18 protein-coding genes are annotated in these 24,460 nt (G+C 74.8%); 10 read left to right on the top strand and 8 right to left on the bottom strand.

Features of this window, described 5'->3' with window-relative positions; genetic code table 11:
- The first annotated feature begins 4 nt into the window (after positions 1–4).
- Entirely contained in the window at positions 5–292 is a 288-nt protein-coding gene (locus ACWIX6_RS07885; RefSeq protein ID WP_448616289.1) for a UBP-type zinc finger domain-containing protein, read from the top strand.
- 96 nt (positions 293–388) lie between these two features.
- Here the strand turns inward: ACWIX6_RS07885 and larA are convergent, their stop codons facing one another.
- The 3 genes from larA to ACWIX6_RS07870 form a co-directional block, all read right to left on the bottom strand.
- The gene (larA, locus tag ACWIX6_RS07880; RefSeq protein WP_448616288.1) at positions 389–1,672 is read right to left on the bottom strand and encodes a nickel-dependent lactate racemase; all 1,284 of its coding nucleotides are present in this window, start codon (positions 1,670–1,672) and stop codon (positions 389–391) included.
- Positions 1,673–1,819: 147 nt separating this feature from the next.
- Complete coding sequence (locus ACWIX6_RS07875; protein ID WP_448616287.1) at positions 1,820–2,947, bottom strand: 2-oxoacid:ferredoxin oxidoreductase subunit beta; 1,128 nt, start codon at positions 2,945–2,947, stop codon at positions 1,820–1,822.
- Complete coding sequence (locus ACWIX6_RS07870) at positions 2,944–4,920, bottom strand: 2-oxoacid:acceptor oxidoreductase subunit alpha (RefSeq protein ID WP_448616286.1); 1,977 nt, start codon at positions 4,918–4,920, stop codon at positions 2,944–2,946. Before ACWIX6_RS07870 ends, ACWIX6_RS07875 begins: the two co-directional genes overlap by 4 nt.
- 246 nt (positions 4,921–5,166) lie before the next feature.
- Here ACWIX6_RS07870 and ACWIX6_RS07865 point away from each other — a divergent pair, with 246 nt between their 5' ends.
- Positions 5,167–5,541 (top strand): PaaI family thioesterase, encoded by a 375-nt coding sequence (locus ACWIX6_RS07865; protein WP_448616285.1) that lies wholly within the window; start codon positions 5,167–5,169, stop codon positions 5,539–5,541.
- An 82-nt stretch (positions 5,542–5,623) separates the two neighbouring features.
- Here ACWIX6_RS07865 and ACWIX6_RS07860 read toward each other — a convergent pair whose 3' ends face one another.
- A complete protein-coding gene (locus tag ACWIX6_RS07860; RefSeq protein ID WP_448616284.1) occupies positions 5,624–6,082 on the bottom strand; it encodes a hypothetical protein in 459 nt (152 codons plus the stop codon).
- A 170-nt stretch (positions 6,083–6,252) separates the two neighbouring features.
- Positions 6,253–7,224 (bottom strand): ferritin-like domain-containing protein, encoded by a 972-nt coding sequence (locus ACWIX6_RS07855; RefSeq protein ID WP_448616283.1) that lies wholly within the window; start codon positions 7,222–7,224, stop codon positions 6,253–6,255.
- 276 nt (positions 7,225–7,500) lie between these two features.
- On the opposite strand from ACWIX6_RS07855, the gene ACWIX6_RS07850 reads away from it, so the two are divergent.
- The 7 genes from ACWIX6_RS07850 (at position 7,501) to ACWIX6_RS07820 (ending at position 18,651) form a co-directional block, all read left to right on the top strand.
- A complete protein-coding gene (locus tag ACWIX6_RS07850) occupies positions 7,501–8,280 on the top strand; it encodes a TetR/AcrR family transcriptional regulator (protein ID WP_448616282.1) in 780 nt (259 codons plus the stop codon).
- Positions 8,281–8,464: 184 nt separating this feature from the next.
- Positions 8,465–9,385, top strand: a complete 921-nt coding sequence (locus tag ACWIX6_RS07845; RefSeq protein WP_448616281.1) for a PRC and DUF2382 domain-containing protein — start codon at positions 8,465–8,467, stop codon at positions 9,383–9,385.
- A gap of 139 nt (positions 9,386–9,524) precedes the next feature.
- On the top strand, positions 9,525–10,139 hold the full coding sequence (locus ACWIX6_RS07840) for a hypothetical protein (RefSeq protein ID WP_448616280.1): 615 nt from the start codon (positions 9,525–9,527) through the stop codon (positions 10,137–10,139).
- Between the two features lie 186 nt (positions 10,140–10,325).
- On the top strand, positions 10,326–10,565 hold the full coding sequence (locus ACWIX6_RS07835) for a hypothetical protein (protein WP_448616279.1): 240 nt from the start codon (positions 10,326–10,328) through the stop codon (positions 10,563–10,565).
- Positions 10,566–10,686: 121 nt separating this feature from the next.
- A complete protein-coding gene (locus ACWIX6_RS07830) occupies positions 10,687–16,866 on the top strand; it encodes a DUF4011 domain-containing protein (RefSeq protein WP_448616278.1) in 6,180 nt (2,059 codons plus the stop codon).
- 74 nt (positions 16,867–16,940) lie between these two features.
- Entirely contained in the window at positions 16,941–17,714 is a 774-nt protein-coding gene (locus ACWIX6_RS07825; protein WP_448616277.1) for an alpha/beta fold hydrolase, read from the top strand.
- Positions 17,715–17,739: 25 nt separating this feature from the next.
- Complete coding sequence (locus ACWIX6_RS07820; RefSeq protein ID WP_448616276.1) at positions 17,740–18,651, top strand: SMP-30/gluconolactonase/LRE family protein; 912 nt, start codon at positions 17,740–17,742, stop codon at positions 18,649–18,651.
- Between the two features lie 16 nt (positions 18,652–18,667).
- On the opposite strand, the gene ACWIX6_RS07815 is transcribed toward ACWIX6_RS07820, so the two are convergent.
- Complete coding sequence (locus ACWIX6_RS07815; protein ID WP_448616275.1) at positions 18,668–20,362, bottom strand: L,D-transpeptidase family protein; 1,695 nt, start codon at positions 20,360–20,362, stop codon at positions 18,668–18,670.
- Between the two features lie 189 nt (positions 20,363–20,551).
- Between ACWIX6_RS07815 and ACWIX6_RS07810 the strand changes: the two genes are divergently transcribed.
- Positions 20,552–21,715 (top strand): RtcB family protein, encoded by a 1,164-nt coding sequence (locus ACWIX6_RS07810; protein ID WP_448616274.1) that lies wholly within the window; start codon positions 20,552–20,554, stop codon positions 21,713–21,715.
- Positions 21,716–21,943: 228 nt separating this feature from the next.
- On the opposite strand, the gene ACWIX6_RS07805 is transcribed toward ACWIX6_RS07810, so the two are convergent.
- The gene (locus ACWIX6_RS07805; RefSeq protein WP_448616273.1) at positions 21,944–22,576 is read right to left on the bottom strand and encodes an isochorismatase family protein; all 633 of its coding nucleotides are present in this window, start codon (positions 22,574–22,576) and stop codon (positions 21,944–21,946) included.
- Positions 22,573–24,459 (bottom strand): hydantoinase B/oxoprolinase family protein, encoded by a 1,887-nt coding sequence (locus ACWIX6_RS07800; RefSeq protein WP_448616272.1) that lies wholly within the window; start codon positions 24,457–24,459, stop codon positions 22,573–22,575. Before ACWIX6_RS07800 ends, ACWIX6_RS07805 begins: the two co-directional genes overlap by 4 nt.
- Between the last annotated feature and the right edge of the window lies 1 nt (position 24,460).

The following is a 24,460-nucleotide window of genomic DNA, read 5'->3' as shown; positions in this document are numbered from 1 at the left end:
GGGCATGACCCAGTGGCAGGTGGAGGGCTCGGGTGGCTGCGGGCACCTCGGCGACCTCCCCGTGGACCCGCGCGAGGCGGCCGAGTGCGTGGACTGCGTACGGGAGGGCAGCAGCTGGGTGCACCTGCGGCGCTGCCTGACCTGCGACCACGTCGGCTGCTGCGACTCCTCGCCCCGGCGGCACGCCACCGCGCACTGGCGGGCGAGCAGCCACCCGGTGGTCGCCTCGGGCGAGCCCCGCGAGCACTGGGCCTGGTGCTACGCCGACGAGCTGCTCCTCGTCCCGCGCTAAAGGACCGCTCCCGGCGCCGAGAGCGGCCCCACCGTGCATCTTCGGGCTCAAGCACGCGTGCTTGAGCCCGAAAATGCACCGGGGGTGCGGGTGGGGTCAGGCGAGGGAGCCCTGCACGTAGGGGATGGTCTGCGGGCCCTCCGGGAGGACGCACACCCGGGCGCCGGGGCCGGCCTTGTCCACCGCCTCCGCGACGGTGGCCGCGATGTCCGCCGTCTGCTCCAGGTGCGCCTCGGCGAGCTCCGCGTCGGACAGGTAGGAGGTGTGCATCACCACCCGGTGCGCGGACTGGATGCGGGCCTGGATTTGCACCTGCCACTGGTCGGGCACCGTCTTCTCCCGGGCGCTGATCAGCTCCAGCAGCGCCTCGGGTGAGGCCGCGGAGGTGAGCACCTCGCGGTAGGAGCCGTGGTCGGGGTAGCCGTCGACGCACTCGGCCGCGCAGACGATCAACCCGTCCGGCCGGGTGACCTGGGCGGCGGCGGACATGCCCTTCACCGCCTGGTACAGGTTCTGGTCCAGCGGGAACCCCGACCCGGTGGTGACGACGACGTCGAACAGCGCGTCGACCGGGGCCATTGCCACCTCGCGGGCCCGCTCGATGGCGACCGCGTGCATCTCCAGGATGTCCCCGCCGAAGGCCTGGATGACCTCCTGGTGCTGGTTGAGGATCACGTCGAAGGCGTACGTCACCCCGCCGACGCCGGCAGTGATCGCCCGGACGTCGTCGTGGACCGGGTTCCCCTGGGTGACGCCCCAGGTGGCCCGCGGGTCGCCGATCCGCTTGGCGTCGTGCAGCACCAGCACGGTGTCCAGCGCGGCCAGCCCGGGAGCCACCATCTTGGGGCCGCCGGAGAACCCGGCGAAGAAGTGCGGCTCGACGAATCCGGTGGTCAGCCGGACGTCGGCGTCCACCCACTGCTCGTTGAGCCAGACCGGGACGCCGTCGCCGTACGTGCCGACGAAGCGGTGCGTGTCCCCGGCCCGGGAGTCGTGGTTGACGATCCGCACCGAGTCGACGACCGCGTCGCCGAACATGGCCCGCAGCTCCTCCTCGGTGTTGGCCCGGTGCGTGCCGGTGGCCACGAGGACCACGACGTCGTCGAGGTCGACGATCCCGTCGAGCTCCTCCAGCACCGCGGGGATCATCAGGTGCCGCGGCTGGGCGCGGGTCCCGTCGCACGCCGAGATCGCCACCGTCTGGCCCTTGCGGACCCGCTCGCGCAGCGGCGGCCCGGACACCGGTTCCCGCAGCGCCCGGCGCAGCTCCGCCGGGACGTCGGCCGCCGGCGCGTGCGGCACCGGGGTGATGACGGCGGTGTCGTCGGGGAGCTCGACGGTCAGCCCGTCGCGGCCATAGGCCAGGGTCACCTGTCGCATGCCGGCCTCCGGGGCTGGTGGCGTCGTCGGGGACGTCGTCGTCCCCCGCCGACCGTAACGGAGACGGCCCCCACCCACCGGTGAGCGCGGGACTCAGCGATGGACGGGGGCCGGTGCTTTCGGTACCGAAAGCGCGTGGGGGGTGGGTCAGGCGGTGACGGTCCAGTTGTCGGTGCCGGCGAGGAGGGTGTCGAGGTCGGCGGGGTGGTGGGTGCGGGCGTCGTGGAGTTGGTCGGCCATCATCTGGTCGTAGACGGGTTTGTCGACCGAGCGGAAGACGCCCATGGGGGTGTAGCGCAGGTCCTGGGAGGAGAGTCGGGACAGGGCGAAGGCGTAGGAGGGGTCGGTGCGGTGGGCGTCGTGCACGACGATCTGGTCGGGGGTGACCTGGTTGGTCTCGGCGATCCGGAGGCCACCGAAGTCGTCGCGGACGACGCAGGAGGCGCCGTCGGGGCCGAACACCAGCGGCTGGCCGTGGACCAGGGGGATGGTCCACATGGGGCCGGTGGCCGGGTCTTTGAGGAGTTCGAAGGCGCCGTCGTTGAAGATGTTGCAGTTCTGGTAGATCTCCACCAGCGAGGTGCCCGGGTGGGCGGCGGCCTGGCGGAGCACGTCGGTCAACCCGGCCCGGTCGGAGTCCATCGCGCGGCCGACGAAGGTGGCGTCGGCGCCGAGGGCGAGGCTCACGGGGTTGAAGGGGTGGTCCAGGGAGCCCATCGGGGTGGACTTGGTGACCTTCCCGACCTCGGACGTGGGTGAGTACTGGCCCTTGGTCAGCCCGTAGATCCGGTTGTTGAACAACAGGATCGTCAGGTTCACGTTGCGCCGCAGGGTGTGGATCAGGTGGTTGCCGCCGATGGACAGCGCGTCCCCGTCGCCGGTGACCACCCACACGCTCAGGTCGGGGCGGGAGGCGGCCAGGCCGGTGGCGATCGCCGGGGCCCGGCCGTGGATGGAGTGCATGCCGTAGGTGTTCATGTAGTACGGGAACCGCGACGAGCAGCCGATCCCGGACACGATGACCATGTCCTCCCGGGCGATCCCCAGCGAGGGCAGGAAGGACTGCACGGCGTTGAGGATCACGTAGTCCCCGCAGCCGGGGCACCAGCGCACCTCCTGGTCGGTCTTGAAGTCGCGGGCCTTGAGCGCGGCCTGCTTGTCCCCGCCCAGTGCGACGGACTCGGCGACCGCGGCGGAGATGGGGTTGCCGGGCATCCCCAGGTCGTGCACCTGCGGGTCGTGCACGTGGGCCGAGGTGGACGGGAGGGCGGTCATCGCGGTGCTCCGTTCGCGGCGGCCCCGGCCGGTGCCGGGGCGGTGGCTGCGGTGGTGGGGGCGGTGGTGGGGGTGTCGTGGGGCTCGAAGTGCGCCGGGTCGTCGGTGCCGGCGGGGGTGGTGGTGCCGTCGATGACGTCCTGGACGACGGCGGCGAGTTCGGCGGCGCGGAAGGGCAGCCCGCGGACCTGGGTGTGCGACGTGATGTCGATGAGGTACTTGGCGCGCAGCACCATGGCCAGCTGCCCGAGGTTCATCTCCGGGCACACCACCCGCTCATACCCGGCCAGGATGTCCCCGAGGTCGGCGGGCAGGGGGTTGAGGTGGCGCAGGTGGACCTGGGCGACGGGCCGGCCCGAGGCGCGGATCCGCCGGCACGCCGCCCCGATCGGCCCGTAGGTGGAGCCCCAGCCGATGACGGCGACGGTGGCGTTCCCGTCGGGGTCGTCGACCTCGGTGGCCGGCAGCGAGTGCGCGATGCCGTCGATCTTGGCCTGGCGGGTGCGGACCATGAAGTCGTGGTTGGCCGGGTCGTAGGAGATGTTCCCGGTCCGGTCGGCCTTCTCCAGCCCCCCGATCCGGTGCTGCAACCCCGCGGTGCCGGGCACCGCCCACGCCCGCGCCAACGTGTCGGGGTCCCGGGCATAGGGGAGGAACTGCCCGTCCTCACCGTTGGGGGTGGTGGCGAACCGCACCCCGGTCGACAGGTCGGGCAGGGACTCCTCGGTCGGCACCGCCCACGGTTCGGCGCCGTTGGCCAGATACCCATCCGACAGCAGGATCACCGGGGTGCGGTAGGTCAACGCGATCCGGGCGGCCTCCAGCGCGGCGTCGAAACAGTCCCCCGGCGAGCGGGGGGCGATCACCGGCACCGGCGCCTCCCCGTTGCGCCCGTACAGGGCCTGCAGCAGGTCCGACTGCTCGGTCTTGGTCGGCAGCCCGGTGGAGGGCCCACCGCGCTGCACGTCCACGATCACCAGCGGCAGCTCGGTCATCACCGCCAGCCCGATCGTCTCCGCCTTCAACGCCACCCCCGGCCCGCTGGTGGTGGTGACCCCCAGCGCACCCCCGAAGCTCGCACCCAGGGCGGCGCCGATGCCGGCGATCTCGTCCTCGGCCTGGAACGTGCGCACCCCGAACGCCTTGTGCCGGCTCAACTCGTGCAACACATCGCTGGCCGGGGTGATCGGATACGCGCCCAAGAACACCGGCAGCCCCGACCGCCGGCCCGCCGCGACGATGCCCAACGCCAGCGCCTGGTTGCCCGAGATCTGCCGGTAGACCCCCGGCGCCATCGGCGCGGGCTTGATCTCATAGGAGACCGCGAACGCCTCGGTGGTCTCCCCGTAGTTGAACCCGGCCCGGAACGCAGCGATGTTGGCCGCAGCGATCTGCGGCTTACGCCGGAACTGCCGCTCCAGGAACCGCACCGTGCCCTCGGTCGGCCGGTGGTACATCCAGGACAACAGGCCCAGGGTGAACATGTTCTTCGAGCGCTCGGCCTCCTTCTTCCCCAACCCCGACCCGGCCAGCGCCTGCGTCGTCATGCTCGTCAACGGCACGCTGACCAGCTGCCACCGGTCCAGCGACCCGTCCTCCAACGGGTTGGACGCGTACCCGACCTTGGCCAGGTTCCGCGGCGTGAACTCATCGGCGTCGGCGATCAACAACCCACCACCAGGTAGATCGGGCAGGTTCGCCTTCAACGCCGCCGGGTTCATCACCACCAACACGTCCGGCGCATCCCCCGGGGTCATGATGTCGTGATCAGCGAAGTGCAACTGGAACGATGACACACCCGGCAGCGTCCCCGTCGGCGCCCGGATCTCGGCCGGGAAGTTCGGCAACGTCGACAAGTCGTTCCCGAACGACGCCGTCTCCGACGTGAACCGCCCACCCGTCAGCTGCATCCCATCACCGGAGTCACCCGCCAACCGGATCACCACCCGATCCAGCGCCACCACACTCTTCACCAACCCACCCGGGGCAGAGAGCGGCGCGGTCTCGAGATCGGCACTGGCGTCGGGCGTGGCAGTCATCTGTCCTCACACGGTCGATCGGCGCTTCGGGAGCTGAGGGGTGGGGAGCGGCGCGGCGTCGGCGCGGCCCCGGCCGCTGTGGGAGCAACCGGTCCCTGCCCCGGAGCATTCCGGCCGGACCCATCCCGGCCTGACCCGACGACCGGGGATGGGCCCGGGCAGGCCGGGTAGGGCAGGCCCATGACGACGGACGACGGTTTCATCGGCACGGTCGGCGCACGGGACCGCTGGGCCGAGGACGGTCGGGCCGGGCTGCGGCTCGACGTCACAGACCGGCACCTCAACGAGGCCGGCACCCTGCACGGCGGGGTGCTCGCCACCCTGGTGGACACCGCGATGGGGCAGGCGGTGCGGAGCCGGACCGGCGAGCACGACGTGCCGGCCACCAGCCAGCTGACCGTGACCTACCTACGGCCGGGGAAGCCGGGCGTCGTGGAGGTGACCGCCCGGGTGCGGACCCAGGGGGCGCACCTGACGGTCTGCGAGGCCGACGTGGAGCAGGACGGCGAGGGCCTCGTGCACGCGGTCGCCACCTTCGCGGTGCTGCACCGCTGACCCGCGGCCGGTCCCGCACCGCAGGTCCGAGCCCCCTCCTGGGACCGCCCCGATCGAGGGGTGAGGAGAAGGGGGTCCTTCCTCAGGCAGCGGGACGGGGACCGGCCAGCTCGCGCGCCCGGGCGGCCTCGGCGGCGTCCAGCGCGTCCTCACCGCGGCCACGGGCGGCGTCCTGCTCGTCCAGCCAGGCGGTGTGCTGGTCCCATGCGGCCACCGGCGGGACGGCCAGAGCGGCGGCGATGTCCTCCCAGCTCGCGCCGCCGCGCAGGGCGGCCAGCACACCGGTGTGCCGGGTGGCGTGCGCCTTGCGGGCGACGACCTCGCCGAGCGCGAGCAGCTCCAGCGCCTCGTCGACGTCCAGGGATGTGGCCGCGTCGCGCAGGCCGGCCCAGTCGTCGTCGTCGTCGGTGGCGTCGTGCCCGACCTCCAGCACGTGGTTGTCGCGGCGGACCAGGAAGTCCAGCCGGGTCACCGCGGTGACGAGGGAGAACTCCTCCAGCACCTCGGGGGTGTTCGGCGCGACGCCGGGCAGGGTGGTCATGGGCATCGAGCATGCCCTCTCCTGCCGCAGAAGTGACCCCTTCGTGATCATCGTCTCGTCGTGCCGGAACCGACCGGGCGCGACCGACTGCGGTCCGTCGGGAACCCCGGGACACGACGACGGGGCCCGCCCCCGGAGGGACGGGCCCCGTCGTGCGAGGTGCAGCGAGGTCAGTCGGCGATGCCGACTGCCTCCTTGGCCAGCTGGGCGACGGCGGTCTGCGCGGCGCTGATCACGCTGGACCGGTTCTTGTGGGTCTCCTCGTAGCGGATGATCACCCGGACGTCGTGGGCGGTCTTCAGCTCCTTGACGGCCTTCGCGGCATCCGCGGTCGACAGCGAGTCGTAGCCCTTGATCGGCAGCTCGTCGGCGGAGACGTCGCCGAGCTCCTCGCGGGCGGCCCGGGCGGTGTCGGCGGCGTTGCGGTTGCCCTCACGGCGGGCGATCCGCTCGGCCCGCCGCAGCGAGGCGCTGCGGCCGACGACCAGGGTCTCGCGGACGGCGCCGGTGAACGAGGCGGCCTTGCCGGCCACGGTGTTCAGCCGCTCCTCGGTCTCCTCACCGACCTGCTGCACCGAGTCGACGGCGCGGTTCACGGTGTTGGCCGCGAAGCGAGCGGGGAAGTTGACCAGCCGGCTCGCCCCGCCGGCGACCCGCTGGAACGCGGTCGCCTGGAGCGCGGCCGGACCGCCCAGCGCCTCTTCGGCGAGGACGACGGTCAGCCACTCGACGGTGGCCTTGTGCGCGGTGACGAGACGCTCCGCGAGCCGCTGGACCCGGGGCTCCTCGGCGGTCTGGGCGAGCACCTTGAGGTAGGTGGCACGGTCGAGCAGCTGGTGCTCGAGCGCGAGGTCCTGCAGCAGCGCCTCGTCGAGCGGCTCGGCCTGCTCGAAGGTGCTCTTCACGAAGGCGTTGAGCCGGCCGAGGGCCGGGGTGACGACGTCGGGGACACCGCCGAGCCGGCGCAGCTCGGCCGTGATGGCCTCGGTCCGCTCGGCGGCGTGGTCGGCGTTCTGCGTCAGCTCGCGGCGGACGGCCTCGGTGCGGGCCTGCGCGATGCGGGTGCGGGCGATCTGCTCCTCGGTCTGCGTGAGCAGGAGGAGGGCGCGCAGCTGACGGACGAGCGTGGTGTTGTCGGTCACGTGGTGACTCCCAAGGGATCGATGGCTGACCTGACACCTACAGCATGCCCGTCTTCAGCCGGGCGCTAACTACAGCAAGCGATTTGTTAGCAGTGCGTCTCGTCACACCCCCGATCAGCCGGGCGGCGAGCCCGGCCGCCCCGGCCACGAGCCACCGCGGGCTCCTCCGTGTGGTGGAGGGCGCACGCCCTGACCACCCGCCCCCGGCGTCCAGCGAGGACAGTGGGCCGGGCAGGTCCCGGACCATCCCGTCCGGGGACATCGAGGAGGACCTCCGTGGGCAGCACCGACGACCGGGACGCCGATCTGGTGGCGGTCACCAGCGGCGCCGCGCCGCCCCGCCCCCCGGGCCTGGACCGGACCCGCATCCTCACCGCGGCCATCGACTTCATCGACACCCACGGCCTGGCCGCGCTGACCATGCGCCGGCTGGGCGCCCAGCTCGGCGTCGAGGCGATGGCCCTGTACCGCTACGTGCCCGGCCGGGAGGACCTGCTCGACGGCGTGGTGGCCACCGTCGTCGACAGTCTCTTCGACGACGACGACCAGCCCGACGAGATCCATCTTGAGCACGCCCGCGGGTGGCAGGACTTCCTGGTGCGGATGGCGCACGGCGTCCGGCGGATCGCCCTGGCCCACCCCGCGGTGTTCCCGCTGGTGGCCAGCCGGCCACCGGCGGCGCCCTGGGTGCGTCCCCCGCTGCGCAGCCTCCGGATGGTCGAGTCGTTCCTGGCGGCCATGCAGCAGGGCGGCTTCCCCGCCGAGGCCGCGGTGGCCGCCTACCGGGCCTACACGAGCTTCCTGCTCGGCCACCTGCTGCTGGAGGTCACCCAGCTCGGGGCGCAGGTGAGCCTGCTGGACATGCCGGAGGGGGACCCGGACGCCCGGGCGTCGACCGACCTCAGCCCGTACCCCCACGTGACCGAGCTGGAGCCGCTGCTCGGCCAGGACAGGTCGGCCCGGGAGTTCGAGGACGCCCTGGAGAACCTGCTGGACCGGCTGACCCAGCTGCTGCACGAGGCGCGCTCGGAGGACGGCCCGGCCCTGGACATCTGAGCGCCTGGGCGGTGACGCACGGTAGCGCTGATCGGCGCGCCGGGTGCGGCAGCGGCCGGCCCGACGCTCCCGCGGACGACGCGCGCGGACTCCGGTTTACGTCGTAAACGGATGGGCACCCAGGGACCCGGCGAACGGCTGAGCGCCTCGCCTCCCCAGCAGACCATCTCCAGGAGGACTCCGCATGATCAGCACGGACGACGTCAGCAGGATCATCGGCCACAACGCCGTGGACAACGACGGCAGCAAGCTGGGCAAGATCGGCCAGGTCTACCTGGACGACGAGACCGGCCGCCCCGAGTGGGCGACCGTGAGCACCGGACTGTTCGGCACGTCGGAGTCCTTCGTGCCGCTGGCCCAGGCCGAGATCACCGGCGACACCCTCCGGGTGCCCTACGACAAGGCCCGGGTCAAGGACGCCCCCCGGATCGACGCCGACCAGGGCCACCTCTCCCCCGAGGAGGAGGCCGAGCTCTACCGCTACTACGGCGTGACCGCGGGCGGCACCGGCGGGATCGACACCGGCCGCACCGACACCACCCGCACCGACACCACCCGCACCGACACCACCGCCGCCGGGTACGCCGGGACCGGCACCACGGACACGGGGACCACCGGCACCGGGACGGCCGGCCTCACCGGCACCGACACGGACACCGACCGGGGCAACCGCCACGGCACCGTCGGCCACGACGTCTCCGGCCCGACCACCGACGACGCCATGACCCGCTCCGAGGAGCAGCTGCGCGTCGGCACCGAGCGCGTGCAGGCCGGCAAGGCCCGCCTCCGCAAGTACGTCGTGACCGAGAACGTCACCACCACGGTGCCGGTCTCCCACGAGGAGGTGCGGATCGAGCGCGAGCCGATCACCGACGCCAACGTCGGCAACGCCCTCGACGGCCCGGCCATCTCCGAGGAGGAGCACGAGGTCGTCCTGCACGCCGAGCGCCCCGTCGTCGCCAAGGAGGCCGTCCCGGTAGAGCGCGTGCGGCTGGACGTCGACACGGTCACCGACCAGGAGACCGTCACCGACACCGTGCGCAAGGAGCAGATCGACACGGACGGCATCGACACCACCGGCACGACCGGCCGCACCGGCCGCTGAGCCGTCCGGCGCCGCACCCGCGGCGCCCGTACCACCCGGACCGCCGGCCCCGTCACCGCACCTGACGGGGCCGGCCCCGGGGTACCGGGCGTGGAACACCTCGCAGCCCGGCACGCCCCCCGAACACCCAGGAGCACCCATGGCCAACAGCGCCTCGTCCGACCACCTCGCCACCTCGGGCGCCCGCGCCTCCCGTGGCCCCGGCCGCGACGCCGTCGCCGCACAGCACGACCGCTTCGGCGGGATCAAGTGGGGTGCCGCCTTCTTCGGCTGGCTGTCCGCCAACGGGCTCGCCGTCCTGCTCATCGCGCTCATCTCCGCCGCCGGCGTCGCCATCGGCCTCACCCAGGGCGTCCCCTCGGCCGGTGAGGCCACCGCCAACGCCGGCGAGATCGGCATCGGCGGCGGGATCGCGCTGCTGGTCGTGCTGTTCCTCGCCTACCTGGCCGGCGGGTACGTGGCCGGCCGGATGGCCCGCTTCGACGGCGCCCGGCAGGGCATCGCCGTGTGGGTGATCGGCCTGGTCGTGGTCATCGCGCTGGCCGTCCTCGGCCTGGTAGCCGGGTCGCGGTTCAACGTGCTGGCTCAGCTGAACCTGCCGCGCATCCCGATCGACGAGGGCACCGCCACCACGGCCGGGATCATCTCCCTGGTCGCCGTCCTGCTGGTCACCCTCGTCGGCGCCGTCCTGGGCGGCAAGCTCGGCGACCGCTTCCACCGCAAGGTGGACCGGGCCGGCTTCGACGTCGCGTAAGACCCCGCTGCCTCGCACGCTCGGCGCGGGACCCTGCAGAGGGGGCCGCCCTCGGCAAGGACTCCAGGCCGCATCCGTCCCGGTACGCACGGGACGGCTGCGGCCTGTGGTGCCGGTGGGGCCACGGATCGGTCACGTGCCGCGTGTTGCGCTCGTGCCCCTGCCGCACCGGGCGACCGTGTCCCCATGGGCTTCACGTACCGGACCGCCCGCGCGGTCATGATGGTCGGGTCGGTGAGCGATCCCCGGGGGCTGCGCGCGCAGCTCATCGGCCCGGTGCACGCGACGATCACCAACGTGTCGACCGCCGGGCGCAAGGCATTGTGCGGCGCCTACGTCGCCCGCGACGAGCAGGTCGCCTGGCCGCCGCCGGAGGAGCCGCACGACGTGCTGTGCCCGACCTGCAGCGAGCTCGCCCTGCTCTGACCGGCTCGCCCGGCGACGCCCACGCAGCCGCCCGGCACCCTCCCGCCCGTCCTGTCACAGACGCCTCAGCGGTCCGCCCAGCCTGGCGGGAACGGTCCGTCCGAGCCGGTAGACAGGTCGTATGGGCGACAACGCTGACCTCCAGCCCAGCACCGGGACGACGACGACCACCGAGCGCGCCGCGATCACCATCGACCTGTCCGTCCTCCCGGTCCTGACGTCAGCACTGGCCGCCACCTCCGTGCCGGTGGTCACCCGGCTGGCGCTGACCAGCGCCGTCGAGGCTCCGGCGGTCCGGGTGCGGGTGACCGTGTCCGACGACGGCGGCCCGATCGGCGCGCCGGTCGAGCGGGTGGTCGACCTGGCCGCCGGCCGCACGACCGTGCTCACCGACGCGGGTCCCACCCTGGACCCCGCGGCGATGGGCCGGGTCGCCGAGCGCCGGCCGGGCTGGGTGCGGGTGGACGTGACCGCCGACGGCCGGCCGCCGGCGCACCGGCGGCTGCCGGTGCACGTGCTGCCCGCCGGGCAGTGGCTGGCCACCCCGGTGCCGCTCGCGCTGGAGATGCTCGCCGCCCACGTCCAGCCGCAGCACCCGGCGGTCACCGAGCTGATCGCCGAGGCCGCCGAGGTCCTGGAGGGCGGCACCGGCAGCCCGGAGATGTCCGGCTACGCCGACGGCCCGGAGCGGGTCGACGACGTGGTCGACGCGATCGCCGCCGTGGTGCACCGCCGCGGCATCCGCTGCCTCGAGCCGCCGGCCAGCTGGACCGAGCTCGGGCAGGAGGTCCGGGCACCGGACGAGGTCCTCGACGGCAGGGCCGGCACCTGCCTGGACACGGTCGTCACCCTGGCCGCCGCCTGCGAGCGCGCCGGGCTCCGGCCGCTGCTGTGGCTGGCCTCCGGCGGCGCCGGCGGCGCCGAGCACGCGTTCCTCGGCTACTGGCGCGAGGAGCGCAGCGCCGAGACGGTGGCCACCACCGACGTCGCCGCGCTCGTCGAGCACGTCGACCAGGGCCGGATCCGGCTGGTCGAGACCACCCTGCTCACCGCCGGCCGCCGCCCGGTGATCGACCTGCACGGACCGGCCCGCGCACCGTGGCTGACCGGCGACCTGCGCCGGGTGCTCGGCGTGACCGACGTGCACCGCGCCCGCACCGCGGGGGTGCTGCCGGTGCCCGCCGGCGCCGAGGGCGCGGGGGCGGTCGGCGCCGGAGCCGTCGCGGAGGTCCCCGAGGAGGTCCCGGCGGCCGACGCGGAGCCCGGGAACCGTCCGCCCGCCCGGGTGCAGCAGTGGAAGAACGCGCTGCTCGACCTCAGCCTGCGCAACCGGCTGGTCAACTACACCGAGAAGTCCGGCCTGCCGCTGACCGTCCCAGGGGAGGCCCTGCCGGCCCTGGACCGCACCCTGCGCGCCGGCACCGCGGTCACCCTGCTGGCCGCCGACCAGCTCGCGCCGACCGCTCGCGCGGCGGGCTCCCGCTCGGCCCGCGACCTGCCCGACGCGACGCTGACCGAGCTGCTCACCGACCGCGCCACCGTGCACGCCGACGTGGCCCAGGGCGGCTACCTGACCCGGCTCCGCGGGCTGGCCGCCAAGGCCCGCACGCTGGCCGAGGAGACCGGCGCGAACAACCTGTACCTCGCGCTGGGCTCGCTGACCTGGGAGCTCGACGGCCGCTCGCTGCGCTCGCCGCTGCTGCTGGTGCCCGTCGTCCTCACCGCGACCTCCCGCGGGGGCGCCTACCGGCTGACCCTCGACGAGGCCGGCGCCAGCACCCCGAACTGGTGCCTGCTGGAGAAGCTGCGCCAGCTGCACGGCCTGACGGTGCCCGGCATGGAGCAGGTCGGTGAGGACGGCGTCGACCCGGCGTCCGCCCTCGCCGCGATGCGCACCGCGCTGGCCGCGCACGGGCTGCCGTTCACGGTGCAGCCGACGGCGGACCTGGCGGTCCTCCAGTTCGCCAAGTACCGGCTGTGGAGGGACCTCGACGAGCACTGGACGGCGCTGGCGGAGGCCCCGCTGGTGGCCCACCTGCTGCGCGGACCGGCCGGGCCGTTCCGCGACCCGGCGCCGGACACCGCCGGGTCGGTGGACCTCGACGAGCTGGCCGCCCGCTGCCCGGTGCCGGCCGACGCCTCGCAGCTGCGCGCGGTCGCCGAGGCCGCGGCCGGGCGCACGTTCGTGCTGGAGGGCCCGCCCGGGACCGGCAAGTCCCAGACCATCACCAACCTGCTCACCCGCGCGGTCGCCGACGGCAAGAAGGTGCTGTTCGTCGCGGAGAAGCGGGCCGCCCTGGACGTCGTCTCCCGCCGGCTGGACGCCGTGGGCATGGGCCCCTTCGCCCTCGACCTGCACGACAAGGGCAGCCGGCCGGCCGCCGTCCGCGCGCAGGTGCGGGCGGCGCTGGCGCACGCGGTGGAGGTGGACGCCCAGGCGCTGGCCGCGGACGGCGAGGACCTCCGGGCCGCCCGCAGCGGCCTGTCCGGCTACGCCGACCGGCTGCACGCGGTCAACGCCGCCGGGTTGTCCTTCTACTCGGCGCGCACCGCCGTCCTGTCCGCGGCCGCCGACGTCCCGGCGCTGCCGGTGCCCCCCGCCTTCGTGGCCGGGGCATCGGACGGGACGACGACGGCGGTGCGCCGCGCGCTGGCGCTGCTGCCCGACATCGCCGACCTGGCGCGGCCGTCGGCCGGGCACGCCTGGGCGTTCATCGACACCGTCGACGTGGACATCACCGCCGTCCAGCGGGCGGCGGTGGAGGTCGACCGGGCGATCCGCGACCTCCCCGCCGAGGGTCCGCTGGCCGCAGTGCTGCGGGCCGCCCGCAGGCCGGAGCACCTGGACGCGCTGGTGCACCTGCTCTCCGGCCCGCCGATGCCGCTGGAGGTGCTCGACGAGGTCCGCACCGACCGCTGGTCGGCGGCCGCGGCCGCGGTGACCGGCGAGGTCGAGGCCCTGGTCGGGACGGCGCACCCGGGGCTGGACGTGGCCACGCCGGAGGTGCTGGCCCTGCCGCTGGGCCGGCTGTTCGTCGAGGCGCAGACCGCCGCCGCCACCGGGCGGTTCGGCCGGGGCGGGCGGCTGGGCGCCGTCCGCGCGCAGCTGGCGCCGGCGCTGCAGCCCGGGGCCCGGGTGCGGCGCGGCGACGTGCCGGAGCTCACCGCGGCCCTGTTCCGGGTGCAGAACGCCGTGCAGGCCCTCGCGCAGCGGGCCGCCGCCGTCCCCGGGCTGCGGGTGCCGGCCACCTGGAACCCCTTCCTGGACACCGGCCGCTTCCTGCTGGACGCCGAGGTGGTGTGGCTGCGCGGCGCCGCCGCCGCGGTCGGCGGGTCGGACCCGTTCGCCGCGGCGCTGCGCCGGTTCGTCGGCGGCGGGACGGCCGCCGACCGCACCGCCGTGGAGGCGGTGGTCCGCGCCCGCGACGCCCTGGCGGTGCTGCTGCGCGCCTGCTCGTCGGGCCCCGCCCAGCTGGACGCCTGGAGCGGGGACGACGGGCTGGTGCTGCGCTGGACGATGACCCGACCCGAGCGCGGCGTCGAGTACACCCACCCGATGTCGCTGCGCCGGTGGGTCAGCCTGCTGGACACCCTGGAGCCGCTGCGCGCCGCCGGGCTGACCGACGCCCGGGCCGCGCTGCTGTCCGGCGCGGTCGCTGCCGACGTCGCGACGGCGGCCTTCGACCGCGGCCTGGCTGAGGCGTCGGTGGTCGAGCGGCGGGAGGCCACCGGGCTCGGCGAGTTCGACGCCGAGCTGCACGAGCGGATGATCAGCCGCTTCGCCAGCGCCGCGCAGGCGGTCCGCGACCACCTGGTGACCGCGCTGCCCGCCGGCGTGCTGGCGGCCCGGCCCTTCGACCCGGCCTCGGCCGACGGGCAGGTCGGCGCCCTGCAGCGGGAGCTGGACCGGCAGCGCGGGGCGCTGAGCGTGCGCGGGCTGATGACCACCTTCGGCGAGCTGATCACCACGGTCATGCCGTGCGTGCTGGTCAGCCCGGACTCGGTGGCCCGGTTCTTCCCGGCGGTGGCCGGCCTGTTCGACCTGGTGGTCTTCGACGAGGCCTCGCAGATCCGGGTGGCCGACGCCGTCGGCGCGCTCGGCCGCGCCCGGGCCGCGGTCGTCGTGGGCGACAGCAAGCAGATGCCGCCGACGTCGGTCGCCGAAGCGGCCGGCCCGGACGCCGAGCTGGTCGAGGACGCCGGGGCGGTCCGCGACGAGGAGTCGATCCTGTCCGAGTGCGTGCAGGCCGGGGTGCCGCGGCAGTGGCTGTCCTGGCACTACCGCAGCCAGGACGAGTCGCTGATCGCGTTCAGCAACGCCGAGTACTACGAGCGGCGGCTGTCCTCCTTCCCGGCGCCCGCGCAGGCCGGTGCCGCACCGGGTGCCGACGGGCGCGGGGTCTCGCTGGTCCAGGTCGGCGGGACCTTCCACCGGTCGGGCTCGGGCCGGCTGGTGCGCACCAACCCCGTCGAGGCCGCGGCCGTGGTGTCGGAGGTGCTGCGCCGGTTCGACGCCTCCCCCGACGCGCTGCCCTCGATCGGCGTGGTCACCTTCAACGCCCAGCAGCGCGCGCACATCGAGGAGCTGCTGCGCGACTGCGGGGACGAGCGGGTGGTCGCGGCCCTGGACCGCACCGACGGGGAGGGCCTGTTCGTCAAGAACCTGGAGAACGTCCAGGGCGACGAGCGGGACGTCGTCTTCTTCTCCACCGGCTTCAGCCCCGACGCCCGCGGGCAGCTGCCGCTGAACTTCGGCCCGCTCAACCGCACCGGCGGCGAGCGCCGGCTCAACGTGGCGATCACCCGGGCCCGCCGGCAGGTCGTGGTGTTCTGCTCCTTCGCGCCCGAGCAGCTGCGCGCCGAGGACACCGCGTCGGTGGGCATCAAGCACCTGCGGGCCTACCTCGACCTCGCCGCGATGGGCACCGACGGCCTGGCCCGCGCGCCGCACCAGGCCGCGGCGCCGGACCGGCACCGCGAGGAGATCGCCGCCGCGCTCCGCTTCCGCGGGCTGGTGGTGCGCACCGACATCGGGCTCTCGGACTTCCGGGTCGACCTGGCGGTCGCCCGCGCCGACGCCCCGGACGTGCCGGTGCTGGCCGTGCTGCTGGACGGCGCGGCGTGGGCCCGGCGCCCCACGGTCGGCGACCGCGACGGCCTGCCGGTCGACGTGCTGCGCGACATGCTGGACTGGCCCGCGGTGGAGCGGGTCTGGCTGCCGTCCTGGCTGGCCGACCCCGAGGCGGTGCTCGACCGGCTGGTGGGTGTGGTCGCCGCGACTCCCCCGCCGCGCCGCGCGCCCGAGCCGCGCCGCCCGGTCGGCCGTCCGGTGCCGGCTCCGCGGCCGGCCGACGGTCCGCCCGTGCTGACCGCCGTGCCGGCACCGTCCGGCGCCCACCCGGGCGGCCGACAGCCGGCTCCCGTGCCGGACGCGGCCGGCGGTGGGGAGCTGCGCCCGGTCCGGACCACCGCCGCCACCGCCCGGGCCGCGCTGGCCCCGGCTCCCGCGGAGCCGGCGGCCGCCGTCCCGGCGGCACCGCCCCGGCTGACGCTGGTCCCTGCGCCGGTCGAGGTGGCCGACGTCCTGGAGCCCGAGCCGCTTCCCGCCGAGCCCGAGCCCGAGCCCGAGCCCGCCGAGCCCGAGTCCGCCACCGCCGAGCCCGCCGCCGCCGAGCCCGCTCCCGCCGAGCCGGCCCCGGGAGCCCGCCCGGCTGCCCGGCGCGGCCGGCACGCCGCCCCGGACACCGAGCCGCTGGACGGTGAGCGGCCGTTCGCCGTCTGGGCGCCCCGGACCGCCGGGGAGAAGAAGTTGCTGGACTCCCTCGGCGACCCGCAGGCGGCCCGGGCGGTCCGCCGGGTGCTGGCCGCGGGCGTCCGCGCGGAGGGACCGGTGCACCGCGACCGGCTGGTCCGCGTCGCCGCCGCGGCGTTCGGCCTCAGCCGGGTGTCGCCGGCGCGGCGCGAGGCGCTGCTCGCGCTGCTGCCCGCGGACTCCGTCGTCGGCGAGTACGTGTGGCCGGCGGCGCTGGACCGGTCGACGTGGACGGGGTTCCGGCGGCAGGCCGGGAGCGGCGACCGGCCGCTGGAGCACGTGGCGCTCGAGGAGGTCGGCAACGCCATGGCCGCGCTGTGCCGGGCCGACGGGGGGCTGGCCCGCGAGGAGCTGTACGCCGCGACCCTGGCGGTGTTCGGCCACCGCCGGCGCAGCCCGGCCCAGCTGCCGTTCCTGGACGCCGCGTTCGCCGCGGCGGTGGCGTCCGGCCGGCTCACCGAGCACCCGGACGGCCGGGTCACCGGGTGACTCCGCGCCGATGACTTCCCCGCCCGCGCCGGGTCTGGCTGTCCGACGGCTGCCCGGCGCGGGAGGGACGGATCATGGGCACGGTGACCGAGGAGCGGGTGCGCTCCGCGGACGGCACCCGGATCGCCTGGACCCGGACGGGCCGCGGCCCCCTCCTGGTGGTGGTGGACGGCGCGGGGTGCTGGTCGGGCTTCAACTCCCAGCGCCCGCTCGCCGGGCTGCTCGCCGCCGACGCGACCGTGGTGACCTACGACCGGCGCGGCCGGGGGTCCAGCACCGACACCCCGCCCTACGCCGTCGCCCGTGAGATCGAGGACCTCGCCGCGGTGATCGCGGCGGTGGGCACCGGGGCCGCCGTCTACGGCGTCTCCTCGGGGGCGCTGCTGGCGATGCACGCGGCCGCGGCCGGCGCCCCGGTCACCCGGCTGGCGCTCTTCGAGCCCCCGATCGCCGACTGCCCCGGTCCGTCGCGGGTGACCGCGGAGCTGGCCGCGCTGGTGGCGGCCGGGCGGCGGCGCGAGGCGGCGCTGCACTTCATGGCCTCGATCGGCGTCCCGGCCGCGGTCGTCGACGCGCTCGGGCCGGCCGTGTCCGCGCTGGAGTCGGTCGCCCCCACGCTGGTCCACGACCGGGTGCTGTGCGACGTCACGCCGGTCGAGGTGGCCCGGCGGGTGACGGTGCCGACGCTGGTGCTCGACGCGGGCGGCACCGGGGGGCTGACCGGCTGGGCGACCGCCGTGGCCGCCGCGCTGCCGCGGGGGGAGCACCGCAGCCTGTCCGAGCGGGAGCACGCCGTGCCCGACGCCGAGCTCGCCGGCGTGCTGCGGGGGTTCGTCCACGGCCGCTGACCCTGCCGGTCCTAGGGTCCCGGCCATGCCGACGCGCGAGCCGACGACGCTGCTCACCGGCGGCTCCTACTTCGAGGGGCCGCGGTGGCACGACGGCACCTGGTGGGTGTCGGACTTCTACACCCGGGAGGTCAGCCGGGTCACCAGCACGGGAGAGCGCTCGGTCGTGCTCACCGTGGACGGCCAGCCCTCGGGCCTGGGCTGGCTGCCCGACGGGTCGCTGGTCGTCGTCTCGATGACCGACCACCGGCTGCTGCGGTCCGCCGACGGGGAGCTGTCCACCCTCGCCGACCTGACGCCGCACTGCGGCGGGCACCTCAACGACCTGGTGGTGGACGGGGCCGGGCACGTGTTCGTCGGGGACTTCGGCTTCGACCTGATGGGCCGCGGTGCCCCCGCGACTGCGTCGCTGAAGCGGGTCGACCCGGACGGCACCGTGACCGTGGCCGCCGAGGGGCTGGAGTTCCCGAACGGTGCGGTGATCACCCCCGACGGCGGCACGCTCGTCGTCGCCGAGACCTTCGGCAGCCGGCTCACCGCCTTCGACCTGGCCGTCGACGGCTCGCTGTCCGGCCGCCGGGTCTGGGCGTCGCTCGACGGCGAGGGCACGAGTGAGGGCACGGGCGAGGGCACGGGTGAGGGCACCGGGCGCCGGCGGATCGCCCCGGACGGCTGCACGCCGGACGCCGAGGGGCACATCTGGGTCGCCGACGCGGTCGGCGGCCGGGTGGTGCGGATCGCGCCCGGCGGCGCGGTGGTCGACCAGGTGGCCGCACCGGACGGCCAGGGCGTGTTCGCCTGCGCTCTGGGTGGGGAGGACGGCCGGACGCTGCTGATGTGCTGCGCGCCGGACTTCTCCGCGCGCCGTCGGGCGCCGGTCCGGGAGGCGGTGCTGCTCACCGTGCCGGTCGACGTCCCGCACGCCGGCCGGCCCTGACGGCCGGCCGACGACGTCAGCCGATGGCGATCAGCGGTTGCCTCGCCGGGTCCAGCCAGCGCATCAGCGTGACGAGGCTGCCGCGGTCGACCGCCACGCACCCGGCGGTCGGTCGGCCGTTGGAGACGTGCAGGAAGAACGCCGACCCGGCGCCGGGCGTCGTCCCGCGGCGGTTGTAGTCGATCACCACGGCGTGGTCGTAGACCGCGCCCTGGGCCCACAGGTTCTCCCCCGCGGACTCGTCGAACGGGCAGCTCCCGGGGGCGCAGCGGGCGTACTGGTTGTACAGCGGGCTGCGCACGTCCGAGACCCACCAGTCCGAGCCGTCGACCTGCCGGTAGGGCAGCGCGGTGCCCGGGTTGCCCGCGCGGCCGAAGGACTCGGAGAGGGTGAACGTCCCGGCCGGGGTGCGGGTGGAGCCCTCGGACGCCGCGCCGACACCGCTGGCGCCCAGCTGCGCGGGGACCGGCCCGAGCACCGGCGTCCACCCGGTGCCGCGCCGCTCCCAGGCGACCAGCCGCCCGGTGGTCGCGCCGGGGTGGTCCGCGACGACGGTGACCACCTGGGTGGACGGGCCGGTGGCGACCGGCAGCGGGAACGGGCTGGCCCAGGCGGTGCTGCCGTCGGTGCGGGACAGCACCAGGTTGCCGTCGGCACGCAGCACGACCTGCGCCCCGGCATTGCCCCAGGTGCGGGTGTCCCACACCGGCCGGCCGCTGCCGGAGTACACGACCAGGTTCCCGTCGGTCTGCAGAGTGAGCCGGTGGCCGGCGCCGTAGGTGCCGGTCGCGGACAGCACCCGGCCGGCGGGCCCGTAGAGGACGACGTTGCCGTCGGGCTGCACGGCGAACCGGTGCCGGCCGTCGGGTGCGGTGAGCTGCTGGCCGGCGTAGAGCGACTGGCCGGGCCGCAGCCGGTCGGGGGTGTCCCAGCCGGTGGACCAGGCCGGGGTGCCGTTGGTCCGCCAGACCACCAGGTCGCCGTTGTCCTGCAGCACCACCTGCGCACCGTAGGACCCCCAGGTGCGGGTGCTCCACAGCGCCGAGCCCCAGGGTGCGTAGAGGACGAGGTTGCCGTCGGCCTGCATCGTCAGCCGGCTGTTGGGGACGTACGTGCCGGTCGCGGCGAGCACCCGGCCGTCCGCGGCGTACACGACGACGTTGCCGTCCGGCTGCACCACCGTCCGGTAGCGCCGGTCCGGTGAGGTCAGCTGCTGACCGGCGTACAGCGACTGGCCCGGCCGCAGCCGGTCGGGGGTGTCCCAGCCGGTGGACCAGGCCGGGGTGCCGTTGCTCCGCCAGACCACCAGGTCGCCGTTGGTCTGCAGCACGACCCGGGCGCCGGCGTTGCCCCAGCTGCGGGTGTCCCACAGCGGCCGGCCGCTGCCGGAGTAGACGACCAGGTTGCCGTCGGCCTGCATGGTCAGCCGGTTGCCCGCGCCGTAGGTGCCGGTGGCGGCGAGCACCCGGCCGTCGGCGGCGTACACCACGAAGTTGCCGTCCGGCTGCATCACCGCCCGGTAGCGGCGGTCGGCCGAGACGAGCTGCTGACCCGGGGCCAGGCCCTCCCCGGCGACGAGGAGGTCCCCACCGGCGGCCGCACGCGCCGGGGCGGCGAGCCCGGGCACTCCGGCGACCAGGACGACGGCGGCCAGCAGGACCAGCAGGACCCGCGCCGCCAACCGGGCGCTCAGCTCCCCCGTGATGCGCACAGGGACCGACAGTAGGGCTGGGAGCACCGTCTGCCACGGCCGCGCGCCCCAGCCGACCCGGCCGCCCCAGGAGCGGGGTTGCGTCGCACCCGGCCGGCGGTAAAGCGGGTGCGAGGCCGGGGACACGCGGGTTGACTGCATCGGCTGCACAGCCCCATCCGGGCACCACGACGGTGACGAGAAAGGACCATGGAGAAGATCAACGGACGCCTGCTCAGCTGGGCGTCCATCCTGGAGGACACCACCCGCGAGCAGGCCGAGCGCACCGCCGCGATGCCGTTCATCCACCCGCACCTGGCACTGATGCCCGACGCCCACCTAGGCAAGGGCGCCACCGTCGGCTCGGTCATCCCGACCGACGGCGCGATCATCCCGGCCGCGGTCGGAGTGGACATCGGCTGCGGGATGATGGCCGTGCGCACCCAGTTCACCGCCGCCGACCTGGCCGGGCGCCCGCTGGACGTGCTGCACGGGCAGGTCTCCCGGTCGATCCCGCTGTCCGCGGGTGGCCGGAACAAGGGCATCCGGGACACCGCCGCGCCCCGGGTCGAGGAGCTGCGTGCCCTGCCGGGCGCGCAGCAGGCCGACACCGCGGTCGGGCACTGGCCGCAGCAGCTCGGCTCGCTGGGCTCGGGCAACCACTTCATCGAGGTCTCCCTCGACGAGGCCGACCGCGTGTGGCTGTTCCTGCACTCCGGGTCGCGCGGCGTCGGCAACAAGCTGGCCTCCCGGCACATCCGGGTGGCGCAGGAGCAGTGCCGGGCCCGGTTCGTCGAGCTCGCCGACCAGGACCTCGCCTACCTGGTGGAGGGGGAGCCGGAGTTCGACGCCTACATCGAGGCCCTGCGCTGGGCGCAGCGGTTCGCCTACCTGAACCGAGAGGAGATGATGGACCGCGTCGTCGACCAGGTGGGCCGGTTCCTCAAGGCGGACGTGCAGCGGCTCGAGACGGTAAACTGTCATCACAACTACACCGAGCGTGAGGTGCACTACGGGCGCGAGGTGTGGCTGTCCCGGAAGGGCGCGATCTCGGCGCGGGAGGGTCAGCCGGGGCTGATCCCGGGGTCGATGGGGACCGCGTCCTACGTCGTGGTCGGCAAGGGCAACGTGCCCTCGCTGATGTCCAGTCCGCACGGCGCCGGCCGCAACCACTCGCGGAACGCGGCCCGGCGGCTGTTCAGCCGGGCCGACCTGGACCGGCGGATGAGCGGCATCGCCTGGGGGCACTCGGACGCGTTCCTCGACGAGCACCCCGATGCGTACAAGCCGATCGACCAGGTCATGGCCGACGCCGCCGACCTGGTGGAGGTGCGGCACACGCTGCGCCAGGTGGTCAACGTCAAGGGCAACTGACAAAGGACCCTGCTGCCCCCCGCCACTCGCGAGCTCGCGGCGGGTCCCTGCAGCAGGGCCGTCCCGGGCTCGGGGCGAGCCTCGGAGCGGGGCCGTCCCACGGCCCGCCACTCGCGAGCTCGCGGCGGGTCCCTGCAGCAGGGCCGTCCCGGGCTCGGGGCGGGCCTCGGAGCGGGGCCGTCCCGGGGCTCCCCCTCGCGCACCAGGGGGAGCCCCGGGACGGGGCTCTCAGAGGTGGGCGAGCGCCTCCTCCAGGTCCACGACGTCGGCGTACTTGGCGTCCAGGTCGGCGAGGTTCGCCTCGTGCAGGGCCACGGTGCGGTCGGCGCAGGCCGACCGCACCACCTGGGGGCGGAACCCGGAGTTCAGGGCGTCCATCGCCGTCGCCCGCACACAGCCGGAGGTGGACACCCCGGTGACGACCAGGGTGTCCACGCCGGCGGTGTGCAGCGTCGCGGCCAGCGTCGTGCCGAAGAACGCCGAGGCGTACTGCTTCACCACCACCGGCTCCCCCGGCTCCGGGTCCAGGGTGAGCGCGCCCCAGCCCTCGGCGGCGTCCTCGGCGAAGGCGGCCAGCGCCGGCACCTTGCGGACGAACAGCCCGCCGTCGGCGAGCCCGGTGGCGTACCGGACGACGGTCCACACCACCGGGTGCCCGGCCGACCGCGCGGCCGCCACCAGCGCCGCGGTCGCGTCGACCGCGGGCCCGGGCTCGGGCAGCGCGAACGGCCCGTCCGGCTCGGTGTAGGCGCGCACCAGGTCGACCACCAGCACGGCCGGCCGGGCGCCCCAGCCGACCCGGCCGGAGAACGCCGACCCGTGCGGGCCGCTCCCTCCCCCGGTCGGCGCGGCGCCGCTCATCCGGCTGCCCAGACCGGCCGCTTCGGCGCGGGCAGCCCGGTCTCCTCCTCACAGCGGGCCAGCAGCTCCTCGATCGGCGGGCCCATGTCGAACACCGGGAGCTCGGCCGGCCGGTCGGCCCGCATCCGGTCCCGCAGCTCGCGGGTCGCCGCGTCGTCCACCGCCGGCCGGTCGCCGTCGGCGCTCAGCACCACGCCGTACCGGCGGGCGCCCTCCACGGTGACCAGCCCGCGGTCCACCTCGAGCGCGACCAGCGCGGGGTCCCGCTCCAGCGGGTCGCCCCACCCGCCGCCGCCCCAGGTGACGAAGTGCAGCACGTCGCCGGGGGCCACCGGGACGTCGTGGCACTTGCTGGGCAGCACCTGCCGGCTGCCGTCGGCGCGCTCCACCCACTTGGTGCCGCGTGCCCCCGGGTGCCCGCCGTTCACGCCCCACGGGTAGGTCAGCCACCGGTCGTCGTGGATGGCGATCGTGCCCGGCTCCTCGAAGACGTAGGCGACGTCCACGCCGTTGCCGCCGCGGTGCAGGCCGGGACCGCCGGTGTCGGCGACGGTCTCCCACTTCTCGATCCGCAGCGGGTAGTAGGACTCCAGGTACTCGCAGGGGATGTTGACGAAGCTGGGCCACAGCGAGTGGCCGTCCGGTCCGTCGCCCATCGGCCGGCCGGGGATCCCGCCGAAGCCGATCGAGTACAGCTGGAACCACTCCCCCTTCCGCTCCCCGCCGGAGTAGTGCCCGGAATACATGAAGTGCGGGGAGGAGGAGAAGCCGGCGGCGTTGAGCAGCGCCGGGTTGGTCTGCCCGAGCAGCCCGCCGAACAGGTCGAAGACCCGGCCGATGCCGTGATTGCGGCCGTTCAGCGACGCCGGGTGCTTCGGCTTCCAGTACGAGCCGTCCGGGATGGTGACGTCGACCAGCGGGTAGAAACCGTCGTTCCACAGGATCTGCGGGTCGGCCACGGTGATCATGTAGATCCCGAAGAACATCCGGGTCAGGTTCTCGTTGATGTAGTAGTTGATCGGCCCGGCGGCCTGCGGCGAGGACCCGGTGAAGTCCAGGTGCACCTTGTCCCCGGTGCGGGTCAGGGACAGCTTCAGCTCGTAGGGCCCGTTGCCCACGCCGTCGTCGCAGATGTAGTCGGTGAAGCTGAGCGTGCGGCCCTCCTCGAACACCACCGACAGCAGCACCTTCATGGCGTCGTGGTTGCGCTGCAGCAGGGCGTCGAGCGCGGACAGGTAGGTCGCCGTCCCGAAGCGCTCGCACATCTCCACCACCCGGCGCGACGCCGTCCGGCAGGCGGCGACCAGGCCGTTGAGGTCGGCCCGGTTCCAGTCCGGCATCCGCACCTGGTTGAGGATGATCCGCAGCGCGTCCTCGTTCACCCGGCCCTTCGCGTACAGCTTGAAGGGCGGGATGACCACGCCCTCCTCGTAGATGGTGCGCGCGTCGGTGGGCATCGAGGACGGCGTCTTGCCGCCCACGTCGGACATGTGCCCGAACATCGCCGCCCAGCCCACCACCCGGCCCTCGTGGAAGACCGGGACGACGACGAGCCAGTCGTTGGCGTGGCTGATCGCCGCGCCGCAGGCGTAGGGGTCGCTGGTCAGGAGGACGTCGCCCTCCTCGATGGTGCCGTCGAACCCGTCGAGGAAGTCCGGGATCGACAGCCCGAACTGGCCGACGACCATCTTGCCGTCAGGGTCGGCGATCAGCGGGAACTCGTCGTGCTGCTCGCGGATGCCCGGTGACAGCGCGGTGCGGAACAGCACCTCGTCCATCTCGTAGCGGGCGTTGCGCAGCCCGTTCTCGATCAGGTCCAGGGTCACCGGGTCGACGTCGGTCCTCTCGACGGCGCCGGTCGCGGTCTCGATGATCCGTGCCACG

The sequence above is a fragment of the Modestobacter sp. URMC 112 genome (assembly GCF_053502575.1).
The sequence above is the reverse complement of the archived record's forward strand: the minus strand, read 5'-3'. Positions and strand labels throughout refer to the sequence as shown.